The sequence below is a fragment of the Nocardiopsis sp. YSL2 genome (genome assembly GCF_030555055.1).
GTDB lineage: Bacteria > Actinomycetota > Actinomycetes > Streptosporangiales > Streptosporangiaceae > Nocardiopsis.
The window spans coordinates 5783343-5797399 of sequence record NZ_JAMOAO010000001.1; the positions used below are offsets into that span (position 1 = coordinate 5783343).

Here is a 14057-nt window from a genome sequence, read left to right on the forward strand (position 1 = left end):
ATGGACCACACCGCTCGGCAGTACGACACCGTGATCATCGGCGGCGGGCCCGCCGGCCTGACCGCCGCACAGTCCCTGACCCGCTACCGCCACCGCACCCTGGTCATCGAGTCCCCCACCCCACCCCGCAACGCCGCCTCCCGCGGCGTGCACGGCCTGATCGGCCTGGAGGGCGCCACCCCCGACGAGCTTCGCGCCCGCGCCTGGGAGGAGCTGGACCGCTACGGATTGGCACGCCGGCTCGACGCCACGGTCAGCGAGATCACCCCACTGGCCGACGACGGCTTCACCGTGCGCATGGACGACGGCACCACCGTCTGGGCCCGCGACGTCATCCTGGCCACCGGTGTCATCGACCAGCACCCCGACGAGGTGGAGGGCTTCGCCGCCTGCTGGGGCCGCACGGTCATCCACTGCCCGTTCTGCATCGGAGAGGAAAACGCCGACCGCACCTGGGCCCTGGTCTCCGACGAACCTCTCTACCTCGGTATGGCCGCCACCGCCTTCCGCCCCTGGACCGGCGACGCCATCGCCATCGCCCCGCCCTGGCTGCCCGGCGCCCAGGAATTGCGCCGCAGCCTGCGCGAGCGGGGCAGCGACCTGGTCCTGGGCGAGATCGCCCGCCTGCACCACACCGACGGCGACCTGCGTGCCGTGGAGATGGCCGACGGCACCGTCCTGGAGCGCCAGACTCTGCTGTGGCCGCGGCCGCAGCGGCAGGTCCCGCTGGTGGAACGCCTGGTCAAGGAGCACGGCCTCGCCCTGGACGACGGCTACGTCACCGTGGACGACGGCCGCCAGACCAGCATCCCCGGCCTCTACGCCGCCGGCGACCTGACCGGCAAAACCTGGGAGCAGGGAATCGTCCCCGCCGTCACCGCCGGAGCCGCAGCCGCCGACGCCATCCACTTCGCCCACCTGGCCTGACAGCCCCGACACCCCACCGGAGCCCTCCGTGCCCGAACGAGACTTCACCGCCTACATCGACCACATCGGCGACCGCACCGACCTCTACCGGGCCGTGGCCGCCCACACCGGAGCCCGCCGCGTCCTCTACCCCGGCAGCTACCTCGACCTGACCCCCTCCTACGTCTGGGCCCACGTCACCTACCTCGACGCCGACGCCCGCGCACGCAAAGCCTTCCAAGGCACCCACGCCACCACGCTCGCCACCCGGCACAAGCAGTACCCCGAGCGGCCCCGCATCGCGTTCGTGCCCGGCGACTACACACACACCCTCGCCGAGCTACCCGCGGCCGAGTGGGACCTGGTGATCTCCCTGTACGCGGGCCCCGTCTGCGAACACGCCACCCGGTGCCTGCGCCCCTCAGGCTGGCTCCTGGCCAACAACAGCCACGCCGACGCCGGCCTCGCCCACCTCGACCCCCGCTACCGGCTCGCCGCGGTCCTGCACCACCGCTCCGGCCGCTACCACCTCACCACCCACGACCTCGGCCGCTACCTGCAGCCCAAGCGTTTGCCCCACCCCACCCGCGAACAACTCCACACCGCAGGCAGAGGCACCGCCTACACCCACCCGGCCACCTCCTACCTCTTCCGCCTCCACACGGACGAACGGTAGACCCGCCCCGGTGTGCGCGCACCTGGAGGAGCTGGCCGCCAGTAGTCCCCGGGAACCTCGTGGGCCGACCTGCTGGACCAAACCGACCCGCCGCCCTGGGCTTCGCGCGGCTCGCCGACGGCGGCCTGGAGCCGCCATGGAGCACGTGGCCCAGGCGGGCCACCACGATGGAGGCCCTGCGGGGTGGTCAGCAACACCCGAAGGGCCCAGGCCATGCACCGCGCGGCGGAGCGCAGGCCGGGAAGGGCAGCGAGCCTGTCCTCCTTGCCCACACGCACCGACCGGTTGAGCAGCCAGAAGGTGATCAGCAGATCCAGCACGTCCAGAACGTCGTAGACCGAGGAGGCCTCCAGGCACAGCACGGCGCCCAGACGCCCCCACCCTCAGGAACCGGCGCACCGAACCCGCCAGGCCGCCCGGGACACCTCACCCCTGCTGGACCGGCACGAGCACCAGCTCAGCGATGTTGACGTGCGCGGGAGCGGCGACCGAGAACGCGATCGCGCCCGCGATGTCGTCGGCGTCCAACGCACGCAGCTGGGAACGCATCTGCGACAGGCTCGCCTTCATCGTCTCATCGCGCATGTCCGCACCGAGCTCGGTGACCGTCACCCCCGGCTCCACGACGCGCACACGCACCCCGCGCGGACCCAGTTCGGCACGCAGGTTCCGGCTCAGGTGCGCCACGGCGGCCTTGGTCGCCGCGTACACCGACCAGTCGGGGTACAGAAGGTGACCGGCCACCGAACCCACCAGGACCAGGTCCGCGGCACCGCCCCGCTCAGCAGCGCTGAGCAGGTCGTCGGTGAACGCGTGCGCGGTGTGCAACAGCCCGCGCAGGTTCACGTCGATCATGCGGTCCCACTCCCGCACGGCACCGCCGGCGAACGGCGCGCCCACCATCGCCCCGGCGTTGGCCACGACCAGGTCGACGGGGCCCAGCCGCGCGCGGACGGTACGGGCCGCCTCGCCCATCGCCTCGGAGTCGACCACGTCCACCGCCAGGGGCAGGGCCGCGGCCCTTCCGGTACGGCCGAGTTCTTCGGCCAGGTCCTCGAGCCGGCCCTGGCGGCGGCCCAGCACGGCCACGGCCGCGCCGCCGGCGGCCAACCCTCGGGCGGTGGCCGCACCGATACCGCTGGAGGCGCCGGTCACGACCGCGACCCGCCCCGAGAGCCGACCGCCCGACCCTGCGCCGCGGTCAGAGGAACCAGAGGAGACAGCAGTGGTGTTCGCATCGTTCGTCATGGACCCCACCGTGCCCGCCCGCGCCCCCGCCGCCCAGGCCGCGCACCACCCCGGGGCGGCGAACATGGGAGTGGCACGGCCACCCTGCGCCCTCGCACCCCGCCCCGCCCGCGCCTAAGGTCGAGGACATGGACACCGACAACCCGCTCGGCCGGTTCCTGCGGGCCCGCCGCGCCCTCACCAGCCCGCAGCAGACCGGACTCCCCCAGACGGGCCGGCGCCGCGTACCGGGACTGCGCCGCGAAGAGGTCGCGATCCTGTCGGGGGTGAGCACCGACTACTACGTCCGCCTGGAGCAGGGCCGCGAGCGCAGCCCCTCCGCGCAGGTCGTGGACGCCCTGGCCCGCACCCTGGACCTGGACGGGGACGCCAGAGCCCACCTGCACCGGCTGGCCCACCCCACCGGCACCGCCCCGCGCCCGGCGGCGCGCGACGAACACGTCAGCGCGACCCTGGTGAACATGATGGCGGGCTGGCACCGCACCCCCGCCCTGGTCCTGGGCCGCCACCTGAACGTCCTGGCCCACAACGCCCTGGGCGCCGCCCTCTTCGACGGCCACACCCACAGCCGCGACCTGCTGCGACTGGTCTTCCTCGACCCGCAGGCACGCGACTTCTACCCCGACTGGGAGCAGATCGCGGCTGGCACGGTCGCCGCCCTGCGCGCCGGAGCCGCAGACGACCCCCGGCTCGCCGCGACCGTGGGCGAGCTGTGCCTCAAAAGCGAGGAGTTCGCCCGGCTCTGGGCCCGCCACGACGTACGCCGCAAGACCCACGAGAGCAAACGCTTCCACCACCGTCTGGTGGGCGAGCTGACCCTGGACTACGAGACGCTGACCGTCAACAGCGCCCCCGGCCAGCAGCTCATCGTCTACCAGGCCGCCCCGGACAGCACCTCCGAACACGCACTCGCGCTGCTGGGCAGCCTCACCGCCTCCGGTACCCAACGCACCCGCAATCCCCACCCGGCGCCCGAGCACTGACCCCACCCCGGGTGAGCGGGTTCGTACTCCAGACCGGCGACGCGGCTCTCACCCGGCCAGGAAATCCGCGAGGACCTCGCCCTGGCCCCGGATCGCGTGCCCGGCACCGGGCAGGACCCTGACCTGGGCGTGTGCGACACAGGCGCGCAGCCGTGCGGCGCTCTCAGCGGAGTCGAACATCAGGTCGCGCTCGCCCACGATCGCCAGCACGGGCATGGCCAGGGCACCCAGCGCCTCATCACAGAACCGGGGCAGCCGTTCGGTGCGCGGCCGAAAACGCGCGAAGGTGCGCTCCACCGCCTCCAGCACGGGACGATCCTCGGGCGCGGACAGCCCGGTCATGGCCCGCACCGCCCGGCGCTTGCCCCAGGGGCCCAGGGCGCGCAGGGCCGTGGCCCCCAGGATCCTGCCCGTGCGCTGGCGCCCCAGGCCGCCCGGGCACAGCAGCCCCAGGCGCCGCACCCGACCGGGCCGGCCGGTGGCCAGCTCCAGAGCCATCCAACCGCCCAGGGACATACCCACCACGGCCGTGTCGGTCAGCGCGAGCCCGTCCAGGACCTCCTCCAGCCACCGCAGGTGCGCCCGCCCCGCCAGGGGCGGCCGCGAGGGGGCGCTCAGGCCCGGCTCGCCGATGAGGTCGACGGCGTACACGCGCGCGCCGCGCGCCAGAGCGGCGATGTCGCCGACCCAGGCGGCGGCGTTGGCGCCCGAGCCGTGCAGGAGCACCACCGGGGGCGCGTCCCGGGGGCCGCAGGCCACAACGAACGTCTCACCCAGCCCGGTGGACACGCGCAGGTGCTCGGCGGGCACCGGCCACGCGCGCAGGGCGCGCAGGTAGTGCTCGCGCAGTTCACGCTCCCCGGCCGGTGAGGTGTAGAGGGCGCTCACGGGGCCAGGACGCCTTCCATGTAGTCGAACAGGCGGGCGGTCTCACCCAGACCGCCCAGGACCACGACCTTCAACCGTGCCCGGTCGCGGTCGTAGACGCACTCCACGCGCAGCGGCTGCCCGCCGGGCCGCGGGCCCGCGGCCATACCGGTGAGCAGGGTGGTGACCCGGTCCGCGGTGCGGGCGTCCACGCCGTCGACCTCGACGATGCTGGACGCCTCGGCATGAGGGGGTGCCGCCCGTCCGGGCGTGGCGCCGGGAACGGGGGTGCCGGTGAAGGCCTCCAGGTCGGCGGGGGAGACGCGGTACTGCTTGCCGATACGCACCGCGCGCAACCGCCCCTCGCGCACGTAGTTGCGGATGGTGCGCACATGCAGCCCCAGCAGGTCGGCGACCTGGTCCACGGAATACAGATGATCTGTCACCACCACACCCTAACCTTCCCCATTTTCCTCGACAAGGGAGAGAATCACAGGAAAACAAGGAGTGATACGGAGCACCGGTGGAGGTCCGACCCCACGACGCACCCCGAACCGGAACCGGCCGACCCCCACATCCGCACCAGCGCAACCCCGCCTCCGACCACAGCCCCCCACGCCGCGACCGACCACACACCCACCCACCACCCCGCACAGCGGCGCGCGCACCACAGGCCACCCCGCACCCGACACGGCCTGTGGCAGGATCCCTGCCATGTCCGCACGCCAACTCCACATCCTGGGCACCTCCAGCGCGGTACCCACCAAACGCCGCAACCACAACGGCTACTTCCTGCGCTGGGACCACCACGGCATCCTCTTCGACCCCGGCGAAGGCACCCAGCGCCAGATGCGCCACGCCGGCCTGTCCGCCTCCGACCTGACCCGCGTGTGCATCACCCACTTCCACGGCGACCACTGCCTGGGCCTGCCCGGCATCATCCAACGCATCTCCCGCGACCGCCTCACCCACCCCGTACGCGTGGCCTACCCCCACCAGGACCGCCACTACTGGCAGCGGCTGCGCCACGCCAGCTCCTTCCACGACAGCGCCCTCGTCCTGGGCCAAGGCATGGGCGCCAACGGCAGCTGCCCACTCGGCGAGGACGACCTGCACCTGAGCGCCCTGCCCCTGGCACACTCCATCCCCACCTACGGCTACCGCCTGGCCGAACCCGACGGATGGCGCATGCTCCCCCAGGCCCTGGCCCACCACGGCATCAGCGGCCCCCTCATCGGCCGCCTGCGCCGCGAAGGCACCGCCACCTCCCCCCACGGCCACACCGTCCACCTGTCCCAGTGCGCCCGCCCCCGCCCCGGACAGGTGTTCGCCTTCGTCATGGACACCGGCGAGTGCGACCAAGCCCTGGCCCTGGCCCAAGACGCCGACATGCTCGTCATCGAGTCGACCTACCTGGAACAGGAAGCCGACCTCGCCCGCGCCCACGGCCACCTCACCGCATCCCAGGCCGCCCGCATCGCCGCCCGCGCCCAAGCACGCACCCTGGTCCTGACCCACATCTCCGAACGCTACGAACACGGCGACGACCAGCGCTTCCTGGACCAGGCCGCCGCCGAATTCGACGGCACCATCCACCTCGCCCAGGACCTGGACCGCATCCCGCTACCGCCCCGCCACTGACCAGGCCCGCCCATGGTGTAGCTTGGCACCCGCAACGCACGGCACGACCAGGGGAGGTGAGCAGCGATCCTCGCAGTCACCCAAGGGGCGCCCTCACCACGGAGTGGCACGACCACCACCTGAACACGGGCGACCCACGTGATCGAAAGGTTTCCGTGGCCCTCCCACACCCCGACACCGACCAGCTCTCGGCCCTGACCCAACGCCTGCGCCGAGCCGGATGCGTCTTCGCCGAAGACGAGGCGGCCCTGATCACCGCCACCGCCCGCACCCCCGGCGACATCGACCGCATGGCCCGCCACCGCTGCGCCGGCGTGCCCCTGCAACACGCCCTGGGCTGGGCCGAGTTCTGCGGACTGCGCCTGCGCGTGGACCCCGGCGTGTTCGTCCCCCGCCCCCGCAGCGAGTTCCTGGCCCGCCAGGCCGCCGCACTGTCCCCGCCCACCGGCCTGGCCGTGGACCTGTGCTGCGGCACCGGCGCCCTGGGCGCGGCCCTGACCCACCACCACCCCGCCCTGGAACTGCACGCCGCCGACATCGACCCCGCCAGCCTGGCCTGCGCCCGCCACAACCTGCCCCGCGCCCACCTGCACCAGGGCGACCTCTTCGACGCCCTGCCCGACCACCTGGCCCACAGCATCGACATCCTCCTGGCCAACGTCCCCTACGTCCCCAGCGGCCACATCCCCCTGCTGCCCTCCGAGGCCCGCGACCACGAACAGCACCGCGCCCTGGACGGCGGCCACGACGGCCTGGACCTGCTCCGCCGCGTCAGCGACCAGGCCCCGCACTGGCTGGCACCCGGAGGACACCTACTCGTGGAGGTCAGCCAGGACCAGGCCCCCGCCGCCCGCGACGCCTTCACCCGCGCCGGCCTCACCTGCCGGGTGGACCACTGCCCCGAACAGGAGGCCACCGTCATCACCGGCACCCTGTGACCGGCCGGGGCGGCCACCCACCCAGGTAGCCGCCCCCACCACCGATGACGCATCCTGGACCCATGCCCGCACCCGACGACCACGCCGCCGCACTGGCCCGCCTGGCAGGCCTGCTCGCCGACCCCACCCGCGCCGCCATGTGCCTGGCCCTGCTCGACCACCGCGCCTGGACCGCCGGCGAACTGGCCCGCCACACCGGCGTGGCACCCTCCACCGCCACCGAGCACCTGACCCGCCTGGTCCAGGGCGGCCTGCTCACACAGCACCACCAGGGCCGCCACCGCTACGTCCGCCTGGCCGACGCCGCCACCGCACACCTGGTGGAATCCCTGGCCGCCCGCGCCGCACCCGGACCCGCCGCCGCACCGGCACGCACCCTGCGCCAGGACCGCGCCACCGGAGCACTGGCCCGCGCCCGCACCTGCTACGACCACCTCGCCGGACACCTGGGCTGCGCCATCACCGACGCCATGACCCGCACGGGCCTGCTGGACCAGGACACCGGGTTCGCGCTCACCCAGACCGGCCTGGCCTGGTTCGACGAGCACGGCATCGCCCTACCCAAGAGCGGGCGCCGCCCGCTGGCCCGCGCCTGCCTGGACTGGACCGAACGCCGACCCCACCTGGCGGGCACGGCCGGCGCGGCGCTGTGCACCTGGGTACTGGACTCGGGCTGGTGCGTGCGCGTGGGCTCGGGTCGCGCACTCCAGACCACCGACTCCGGGCGCACCGCCCTGCAACAACTGTGGGGCGTGCACACCCCCGCCTGAACCCGCACCCCGCCCGCGACCGCGCTTGCACCCCGACCCCGCCTACCCCGTCGTGACCCCCACCCCCGGCCAGACCCTGTCGGTACGCGCCCCCGCAGTCATCGAGATGCCCGACGGCACGACCGTCATCGCCCCCACCCCACAACAGGACACCAACACCACCGCCGGCCAGGACACCGCGAACACCCCCGGTGGGACGGGACCCTCGATCACCGACTGGATGCAGGGGATCGGCGCCGTGGTGGCCGCACTGGCCGCCCCGGCCAGCCACACCATCAGCGACCGGTTCCCGGCCGAACACCCGCCCGCACCGGGGCCTGGGCAACGAGCAGGATCGACGGGCACCGGCCTCGGACCGGGCGGCCTACCGCGACCGCAACACGCCAGAGCGGGCAATCGAGGAGCTCGGCCACAGTGCCACCGCGAAGCTGCGGGGATCAGCGACACCCAGCCTCAGGCCGACTCCCCGGCCGGGCGCACATTGCCCATCACCCGCTCCACACCGATCCGGATCACCACCCGCTCCGGATTGGGACGCGGCGCCCGATAACGCAGGCCGTACAGCCGCTCGGCCTCAGCCACCTCCGCCGGATCGGACACCACCCGCGCGGGCCCCTCCAACGTCGACCACCAACGCCCATCGACCTGGCACACCGACACCCGCGTCCCCGGCCGCGCCGCCAGGTTCACCGCCTTGTAACTCGTCGCGGACGTGATCACCCGCACCACGTGCTCGCGCGGGTCATAGGTCGCCCCCACCGGCACCTGGTGCACACTCCCATCAGGACGCGGACCGGCCAGCGTGCACAGGTGGCGCGCACGCCAAAACTCCAGGAAGGGATCATCGGGGTTCTCGGACACAGGCACCTCACCTGACTCTCGGCCATCGTTCCAGATCAGAAGCGTACGCCCGCCCCCAACGCGCAACGCACCGACCACCCCGCCCCCGACCCCAGGACCCACCATGAGCACCCCCCACGCCCACGGCACCCTGCCCACCACCGACGGCCACACCCTGTACTGGCAGGCCCACGGCCACCCCCACGGCCACCCCGCCCTGGTCCTGCACGGCGGCCCCGGCTCCGGCGCCCACCCCGGGCTACGCCGACCACCCCTGACACCAGCGGGCGCCCACCCCGCAGGGCCGGGCACCCGCTCACCGGCATGCTCACCGCACCAGACCCGCCCGGAACGCGAACACCACCAACTGCGCCCTATCACGCGCCCCCAGCTTCACCATCGACCGGCTCACATGCATGCGCGCCGCCGCCGGGGAGACCACCAACCGCCCCGCGATCTCCTCATTGCTCAACCCCTCACCCACCAACCCCCACCACCTCCCGTTCACGCTCGGTCACACCCACGGCCGTCCCCCGCACGATGCCCGTGACCCCCCACCAGGCGCACAGTTCAAGGCATGGACACCGTCACCGCGGCCGCCACAGCGGCCACCACCCTGGCGGGACCGCCCTGGCACGGCGGACCGCCGCCCTTCGCACCGATCCTGGGAGCACTCATGTTCTGCCTGCTCATCGCCCTGGCCCTGGGCGCGCTGTTCTTCACCATGACGCGTCGCCGCGGCGGCCCCCCGCCCTGGGTGCGCGGCCACGCGGGCCCGCCCCGCACCTCACCCGAAGACGACGCCCGCCGCACGCTGGCCGACCGCTTCGCCAAGGGCGACCTGACCGTGGAGGAGTTCATGGAACGCGCCAGCGCCCTGAACTGGACGCCCGGCTCCGACGAGGGACCTCGCCGCCGCTGAGAACCGACCACCGATCACCCACCGCTGACCACTGACCGCGGGCCGCACCCCATTCCCGGGGTGCGGCCCCAACCTGCGCCCCACACCACACCTCACACAGGCCACCCCACCCGACCCCATCAGCGACAATGGCCACACCCCTGCCCCGACACGAAAGGCCACCGCGCACCCCATGCCCATCCCCAAAGCCGAACTCCACCTGCACATCGAAGGCACCCTGGAGCCCGAACTCGCCTTCACCCTGGCCGACCGCAACGCCATCACCCTGCCCTACGCCGACGTCCACGCCCTACGCCAGGCCTACTCCTTCACCGACCTGCAGTCCTTCCTGAACCTCTACTACGAGCTCATGGACGTCCTGCGCACCCCCCAGGACTTCACCGACCTGGCCGAGGCCTACCTCACCCGCGCCGCCGCCCAAGGCGTGCGCCACGCCGAGATCTTCTTCGACCCCCAGGCCCACACCAACCGCGGCATCCCCCTGGACACCGTCATCGAAGGCCTCACCGCGGCCCTGGACACCAGCCTGGCCCGCCACGGCATCTCCACCGCCCTCATCCTGTGCTTCCTGCGCGACCGCCCCGCCCACGAAGCACTCGACACCCTCCACCAGGTGCGCCCCCACCTGGACCACATCACCGCCGTCGGCCTGGACTCCGCCGAGATCGGCCACCCGCCCGAGAAATTCACCGACGTCTTCGCCGCCGCCCGCGACATGGGCCTGCGCTGCGTCGCCCACGCCGGAGAAGAAGGCCCCGCCTCCTACATCTGGCAGGCCCTGGACCTGCTCAAGGCCGAACGCATCGACCACGGCATCCGCGCCCTGGACGACGCCGCCCTCATCGACCGCCTGGCCGCCGACCAAACACCACTGACCGTGTGCCCGCTGTCCAACGTGCGCCTGCGCGCCGTCGACCACATGGCCCACCACCCCCTGCCCGCCCTCATCGACGCCGGCCTGCTCGTGACCGTCAACTCCGACGACCCCTCCTACTTCGGCGGCTACGTCCACGACAACTACCAGGCCCTGCACACCCACCTGGGCCTGGACACCGAACAACTGCGCCAACTCGCCCGCAACTCCTTCACCGCCGCCTTCCTGGACACCGAACGCAAGAACGCCCTCATCGCCCAGGTCGACGCCCACCCCGGCTGGTGACACACCACGGGCCCCACCCCCACCGAGGGGGAGGGGCCCGCCGGCCGACCCTCAGCCCGACCAGGTCACACTCTGACCGTGCTCACCGGTGTAACCCACCACCCGCCCGTCCAACGCCAGCGTGAAATCGTCCTCCACCGGCGGGCGCACACGGGGCCACCCCGGCAGCGATCGCCACCCCTCGTTGGCCACCCAGTGCCCCAGCACCCGGTCCATCGCCTGCACGAACGCCGCCACCCGCTCCTTGGGCAGATACGGCAACACGGCACTGTGCATCACCACCACCGTCGCCTCCGAAGGCGCACGACGCACCACCGCCTCCACCTGCTCCACCAGGTCTCCGGCCACCATCAGCGGCGGATCGGCCGCCGCCACCCCCACGGCCCCCATCAACCGCTCGGTCCGCTCACGCCCGGCCCCACCCGGCCAGATCAGCGCCTGCAACCAGCGCACATCCTCCTCACTGCGCACATCCAACGGATGCAGGTCGATCCCCGCGCGCCAGACCACCTCGGGCACCCGGTCGGGCACCGGCACCCGCCCCGACGTCGCACACTCCAACAACACCTCGCTCCGGGCCGGGCCGATCGGAGCGGCCCCGTCGAAGGAGTACCGGTACCGGTCCGGGTACAGGCACAGCCCCGCCGACGCACCCACCTCCACCAGGGCCAGCGGCCCCGGCAACGACGCCAGCACCGGCAGCACGCTCGCCAGCCGACGCACCTCGTTGGTCTGGGTGCTGCGCTCCAGCACCACCGCCCTCACCGACTCCCAGTGCTCCACCAGATACGAGCGGAACTCCGCCCACGAATCCACCGGCCCGCCCAGAAAGCGCACCGACGCCAACAACAGGTTCGGCTGGCGCTTGTTCCCGGCCGGCAGCTCGCACACCAACTCCACCACGGCCCGGTCCCGGGCCAGCTCACGCGCGATCTCGGCATAGGCCGGCGAGGCCCCCCGCGCGCAATGGGCGGCGAAGGCCTCGTACCGTCGCACGACAGCCTCCGCCTCGGTACCGATCTCGGCCACATGCTCCACGCCGTCCGCCTCTCCTCGTCACACCTGGACCCTCGTCCTGCTCCCCGCACGGTCGGGTGTGCCCATGGAGCGGCCTCACTGCCCTCGCAACACCGCATCCGCATGGCCGCGCGGGAGATCAACGACCTCGGCCGGCGCACCGGCGGGCGACCCCGCCCCGAAAGCAGGCCGCGGGTCGTACTCGATGACCGGCTGTACCGTCTGGGCCACCATGGGCCCCGCCAGGCGTGCGGTCAACTCCTACGCCGTGTCGATGGGCGCGCTCACCCCCGCCGCGCCCACGTGCCTGCCGTCGACGACCACCCGCTCCGGCCAGGCCGACGCACCCCACGAACCCGACTCCTCCACCGCCACCCAGTGCCCGGTCGCCGCCCGCACCAGCACACACCCCCTCCCTTCGAACACCTTCGAACACCCCGGCCGCGCCCGCACGGACCCGACCCGAACCTCCCCTTGTGCCGAGATGAAGAACACTCCCAGCGCCCGCACCAACGCCCTCCGGGCCGTTTCCCACCGCACCCGCGCCACAGACCGGCCCGGGCTCACCCCCACCAATGCGGCGAACACCCGTACGAGACGGCGTAGCGGCATCCCCACCCGCCGCACGAGCACCACCGCCCGCAGATCCCGACCCGGTCCTGGGTGATCCAGTACCGCACCCCGACTCACCGCCCGAGCGCCACCGCCCGGCGCCGGCGCCCAGCAACCACCACCCCCAACACGCCGACAAGAACCGAGCACATCACCAGAACTCTCACTCCCGCGCGACAATCCAAGGCAGGTGACGACCACACACACGAACGGACACCCGTGAGGCTCTCAGACCGCGGCCGACTCCACCGCACACCGCGCACCACACCCGCCGCCCCGCCCCTGATCGAGCTGCGCGACGTGTCCCTCACCCACGACCACACCACCCTGCTCGACCACCTCGACCTGACCGTCCACGAAAACGAACACGTCGCCCTCATCGGCCTCACCGCCACCGCCACCACCGCCCTGACCCACCTGCTCACCGGACGCACCACCCCCACCCGAGGCCACATCACCACCCACACACCCACCCAGCACTTCACCCCCCACACCCACCACACCCTCGCCCAAGCCATCACCGGCCGACCCCACCCCTCACCCCTGGACCCCCACCTGTCCTCCACCCTGGCCACCACCGGCCTGGACCCACGCGACCTGCACACACCCCTGGCCCGCCTCGACCACCGCCTACTCACCCGCATCCACCACGCCCGCACCCTCTACGCCCTACGCACCGGCACCCGCATGTTCATCCACACCACCGACCCCACACCCACCCGCACACCCCACACCGGCCACCTGCTCATCACCACCCACCCCACCCACGCCCGCACCGCCGACCGCATCCTGCTCCTGGTCCACGGGCGCGTCACCGAAACCGGCACCCACCGCCAACTCCTGCTGCGCGGCGGCGCCTACGCACGCCTGTACGCCCTGCACCGGCACACCGGCTGAACCCGCACATCCAGGGCACCGCCCCCGCCGCACGCCCTAGGATGAACGCGTGTCACCCATCACCAAGGAACTCACCGTCGGCCAGGTCGCCGAACGCGCGGGCGTCGCCGTCTCCGCCCTGCACTTCTACGAACGCCAGGGCCTCATCCACAGCCGCCGCACCACCGGCAACCAGCGCCGCTACCGCCGCGACACCCTGCGCCGCGTCTCCTTCATCCGCATCTCCCAGCGCGTGGGCCTGCCGCTGGCCCGTATCCGCCAGGCCCTGGACGCCCTGCCCGACAACCGCACCCCCACCCCCCGCGACTGGGCCCGCGTCTCCGAACAGTGGCGCGACGAACTCGACACCCGCATCTCCCAGCTCCTCCGCCTGCGCGACGACCTCACCGGCTGCATCGGCTGCGGCTGCCTGTCCCTGGACACCTGCACCCTGTCCAACCCCGACGACGAGCTCGCCGCCGCCGGCAGCGGGCCCCGCCGCCTCATGGTCGACACCATCAAGGCCGAGGACCACTCCTAGCCGACGCCGGCCGCCCCCGCCGGGCGGTCCCGGCTCGCCGGGGCCCGCCATCCTGGGTCGG

At 72.9% G+C, this 14057-nt stretch carries 16 protein-coding genes and 1 pseudogene; 10 read left to right on the plus strand and 7 right to left on the minus strand.

The annotated features are described in order from the left end of the window. A complete protein-coding gene (locus tag M1P99_RS25605; RefSeq protein ID WP_304455140.1) occupies nucleotides 1–927 on the plus strand; it encodes an NAD(P)/FAD-dependent oxidoreductase in 927 nt (308 codons plus the stop codon). Between the two features lie 28 nt (nucleotides 928–955). Continuing rightward, nucleotides 956–1582 (plus strand): hypothetical protein, encoded by a 627-nt coding sequence (locus tag M1P99_RS25610; protein ID WP_304455141.1) that lies wholly within the window; start codon nucleotides 956–958, stop codon nucleotides 1580–1582. 426 nt (nucleotides 1583–2008) lie between these two features. On the opposite strand, the gene M1P99_RS25615 is transcribed toward M1P99_RS25610, so the two are convergent. Further along, a complete protein-coding gene (locus tag M1P99_RS25615) occupies nucleotides 2009–2830 on the minus strand; it encodes an SDR family oxidoreductase (protein WP_304455142.1) in 822 nt (273 codons plus the stop codon). Nucleotides 2831–2958: 128 nt separating this feature from the next. Between M1P99_RS25615 and M1P99_RS25620 the strand changes: the two genes are divergently transcribed. Then, nucleotides 2959–3813 (plus strand): helix-turn-helix transcriptional regulator, encoded by an 855-nt coding sequence (locus M1P99_RS25620; RefSeq protein ID WP_304455143.1) that lies wholly within the window; start codon nucleotides 2959–2961, stop codon nucleotides 3811–3813. Nucleotides 3814–3861: 48 nt separating this feature from the next. Here the strand turns inward: M1P99_RS25620 and M1P99_RS25625 are convergent, their stop codons facing one another. After that, a complete protein-coding gene (locus M1P99_RS25625; RefSeq protein WP_304455144.1) occupies nucleotides 3862–4701 on the minus strand; it encodes an alpha/beta fold hydrolase in 840 nt (279 codons plus the stop codon). Then, nucleotides 4698–5126 (minus strand): helix-turn-helix domain-containing protein, encoded by a 429-nt coding sequence (locus M1P99_RS25630; protein ID WP_304455145.1) that lies wholly within the window; start codon nucleotides 5124–5126, stop codon nucleotides 4698–4700. Before M1P99_RS25630 ends, M1P99_RS25625 begins: the two co-directional genes overlap by 4 nt. A gap of 268 nt (nucleotides 5127–5394) precedes the next feature. Between M1P99_RS25630 and M1P99_RS25635 the strand changes: the two genes are divergently transcribed. The 3 genes from M1P99_RS25635 to M1P99_RS25645 all read left to right on the plus strand — a co-directional run bounded on the left by M1P99_RS25635 (nucleotide 5395) and on the right by M1P99_RS25645 (nucleotide 8029). After that, nucleotides 5395–6321 carry a ribonuclease Z gene (locus M1P99_RS25635; protein ID WP_304455146.1) on the plus strand — a complete coding sequence of 309 codons (927 nt, stop codon included), beginning with the start codon at nucleotides 5395–5397 and terminating at the stop codon, nucleotides 6319–6321. A gap of 155 nt (nucleotides 6322–6476) precedes the next feature. Beyond that, entirely contained in the window at nucleotides 6477–7259 is a 783-nt protein-coding gene (locus tag M1P99_RS25640; RefSeq protein ID WP_304455147.1) for a putative protein N(5)-glutamine methyltransferase, read from the plus strand. Nucleotides 7260–7321: 62 nt separating this feature from the next. Next, entirely contained in the window at nucleotides 7322–8029 is a 708-nt protein-coding gene (locus M1P99_RS25645; RefSeq protein ID WP_304455148.1) for a helix-turn-helix transcriptional regulator, read from the plus strand. 453 nt (nucleotides 8030–8482) lie between these two features. On the opposite strand, the gene M1P99_RS25650 is transcribed toward M1P99_RS25645, so the two are convergent. Then, on the minus strand, nucleotides 8483–8896 hold the full coding sequence (locus M1P99_RS25650) for a TIGR03618 family F420-dependent PPOX class oxidoreductase (protein ID WP_304455149.1): 414 nt from the start codon (nucleotides 8894–8896) through the stop codon (nucleotides 8483–8485). Between the two features lie 301 nt (nucleotides 8897–9197). Next, nucleotides 9198–9387, minus strand: a pseudogene (locus M1P99_RS25655) (response regulator transcription factor); the annotation flags it as partial. A gap of 59 nt (nucleotides 9388–9446) precedes the next feature. Here M1P99_RS25655 and M1P99_RS25660 point away from each other — a divergent pair. Both M1P99_RS25660 and M1P99_RS25665 read left to right on the plus strand, forming a co-directional pair. Continuing rightward, nucleotides 9447–9791, plus strand: a complete 345-nt coding sequence (locus M1P99_RS25660; RefSeq protein WP_304455150.1) for an SHOCT domain-containing protein — start codon at nucleotides 9447–9449, stop codon at nucleotides 9789–9791. A 172-nt stretch (nucleotides 9792–9963) separates the two neighbouring features. Further along, complete coding sequence (locus M1P99_RS25665) at nucleotides 9964–10950, plus strand: adenosine deaminase (protein WP_304455151.1); 987 nt, start codon at nucleotides 9964–9966, stop codon at nucleotides 10948–10950. 51 nt (nucleotides 10951–11001) lie between these two features. Here the strand turns inward: M1P99_RS25665 and M1P99_RS25670 are convergent, their stop codons facing one another. Both M1P99_RS25670 and M1P99_RS25675 read right to left on the minus strand, forming a co-directional pair. Then, nucleotides 11002–11988 carry a DUF2332 domain-containing protein gene (locus tag M1P99_RS25670; protein WP_304455152.1) on the minus strand — a complete coding sequence of 329 codons (987 nt, stop codon included), beginning with the start codon at nucleotides 11986–11988 and terminating at the stop codon, nucleotides 11002–11004. A gap of 240 nt (nucleotides 11989–12228) precedes the next feature. Then, nucleotides 12229–12372, minus strand: a complete 144-nt coding sequence (locus M1P99_RS25675) for a hypothetical protein (RefSeq protein ID WP_304455153.1) — start codon at nucleotides 12370–12372, stop codon at nucleotides 12229–12231. Nucleotides 12373–12798: 426 nt separating this feature from the next. On the opposite strand from M1P99_RS25675, the gene M1P99_RS25680 reads away from it, so the two are divergent. Together M1P99_RS25680 and soxR are read left to right on the plus strand one after the other, a co-directional pair. Beyond that, a complete protein-coding gene (locus M1P99_RS25680; RefSeq protein WP_304455154.1) occupies nucleotides 12799–13476 on the plus strand; it encodes an ABC transporter ATP-binding protein in 678 nt (225 codons plus the stop codon). A gap of 49 nt (nucleotides 13477–13525) precedes the next feature. Continuing rightward, nucleotides 13526–13996 (plus strand): redox-sensitive transcriptional activator SoxR, encoded by a 471-nt coding sequence (gene soxR / locus M1P99_RS25685; protein WP_304455155.1) that lies wholly within the window; start codon nucleotides 13526–13528, stop codon nucleotides 13994–13996. Nucleotides 13997–14057: the final 61 nt, after the last annotated feature.

Excerpts from the sequence above, each read along its gene's own strand:
- M1P99_RS25635 (WP_304455146.1), top strand. The coding sequence starts at position 5,395 with ATGTCCGCACGCCAACTCCACATCCTGGGCACCTCCAGCGCGGTACCC.
- M1P99_RS25645 (WP_304455148.1), top strand. The coding sequence starts at position 7,322 with ATGCCCGCACCCGACGACCACGCCGCCGCACTGGCCCGCCTGGCAGGC.
- M1P99_RS25665 (WP_304455151.1), top strand. The coding sequence starts at position 9,964 with ATGCCCATCCCCAAAGCCGAACTCCACCTGCACATCGAAGGCACCCTG.
- M1P99_RS25615 (WP_304455142.1), bottom strand. The coding sequence starts at position 2,830 with ATGACGAACGATGCGAACACCACTGCTGTCTCCTCTGGTTCCTCTGAC.
- M1P99_RS25620 (WP_304455143.1), top strand. The coding sequence starts at position 2,959 with ATGGACACCGACAACCCGCTCGGCCGGTTCCTGCGGGCCCGCCGCGCC.
- M1P99_RS25605 (WP_304455140.1), top strand. The coding sequence starts at position 1 with ATGGACCACACCGCTCGGCAGTACGACACCGTGATCATCGGCGGCGGG.
- M1P99_RS25660 (WP_304455150.1), top strand. The coding sequence starts at position 9,447 with ATGGACACCGTCACCGCGGCCGCCACAGCGGCCACCACCCTGGCGGGA.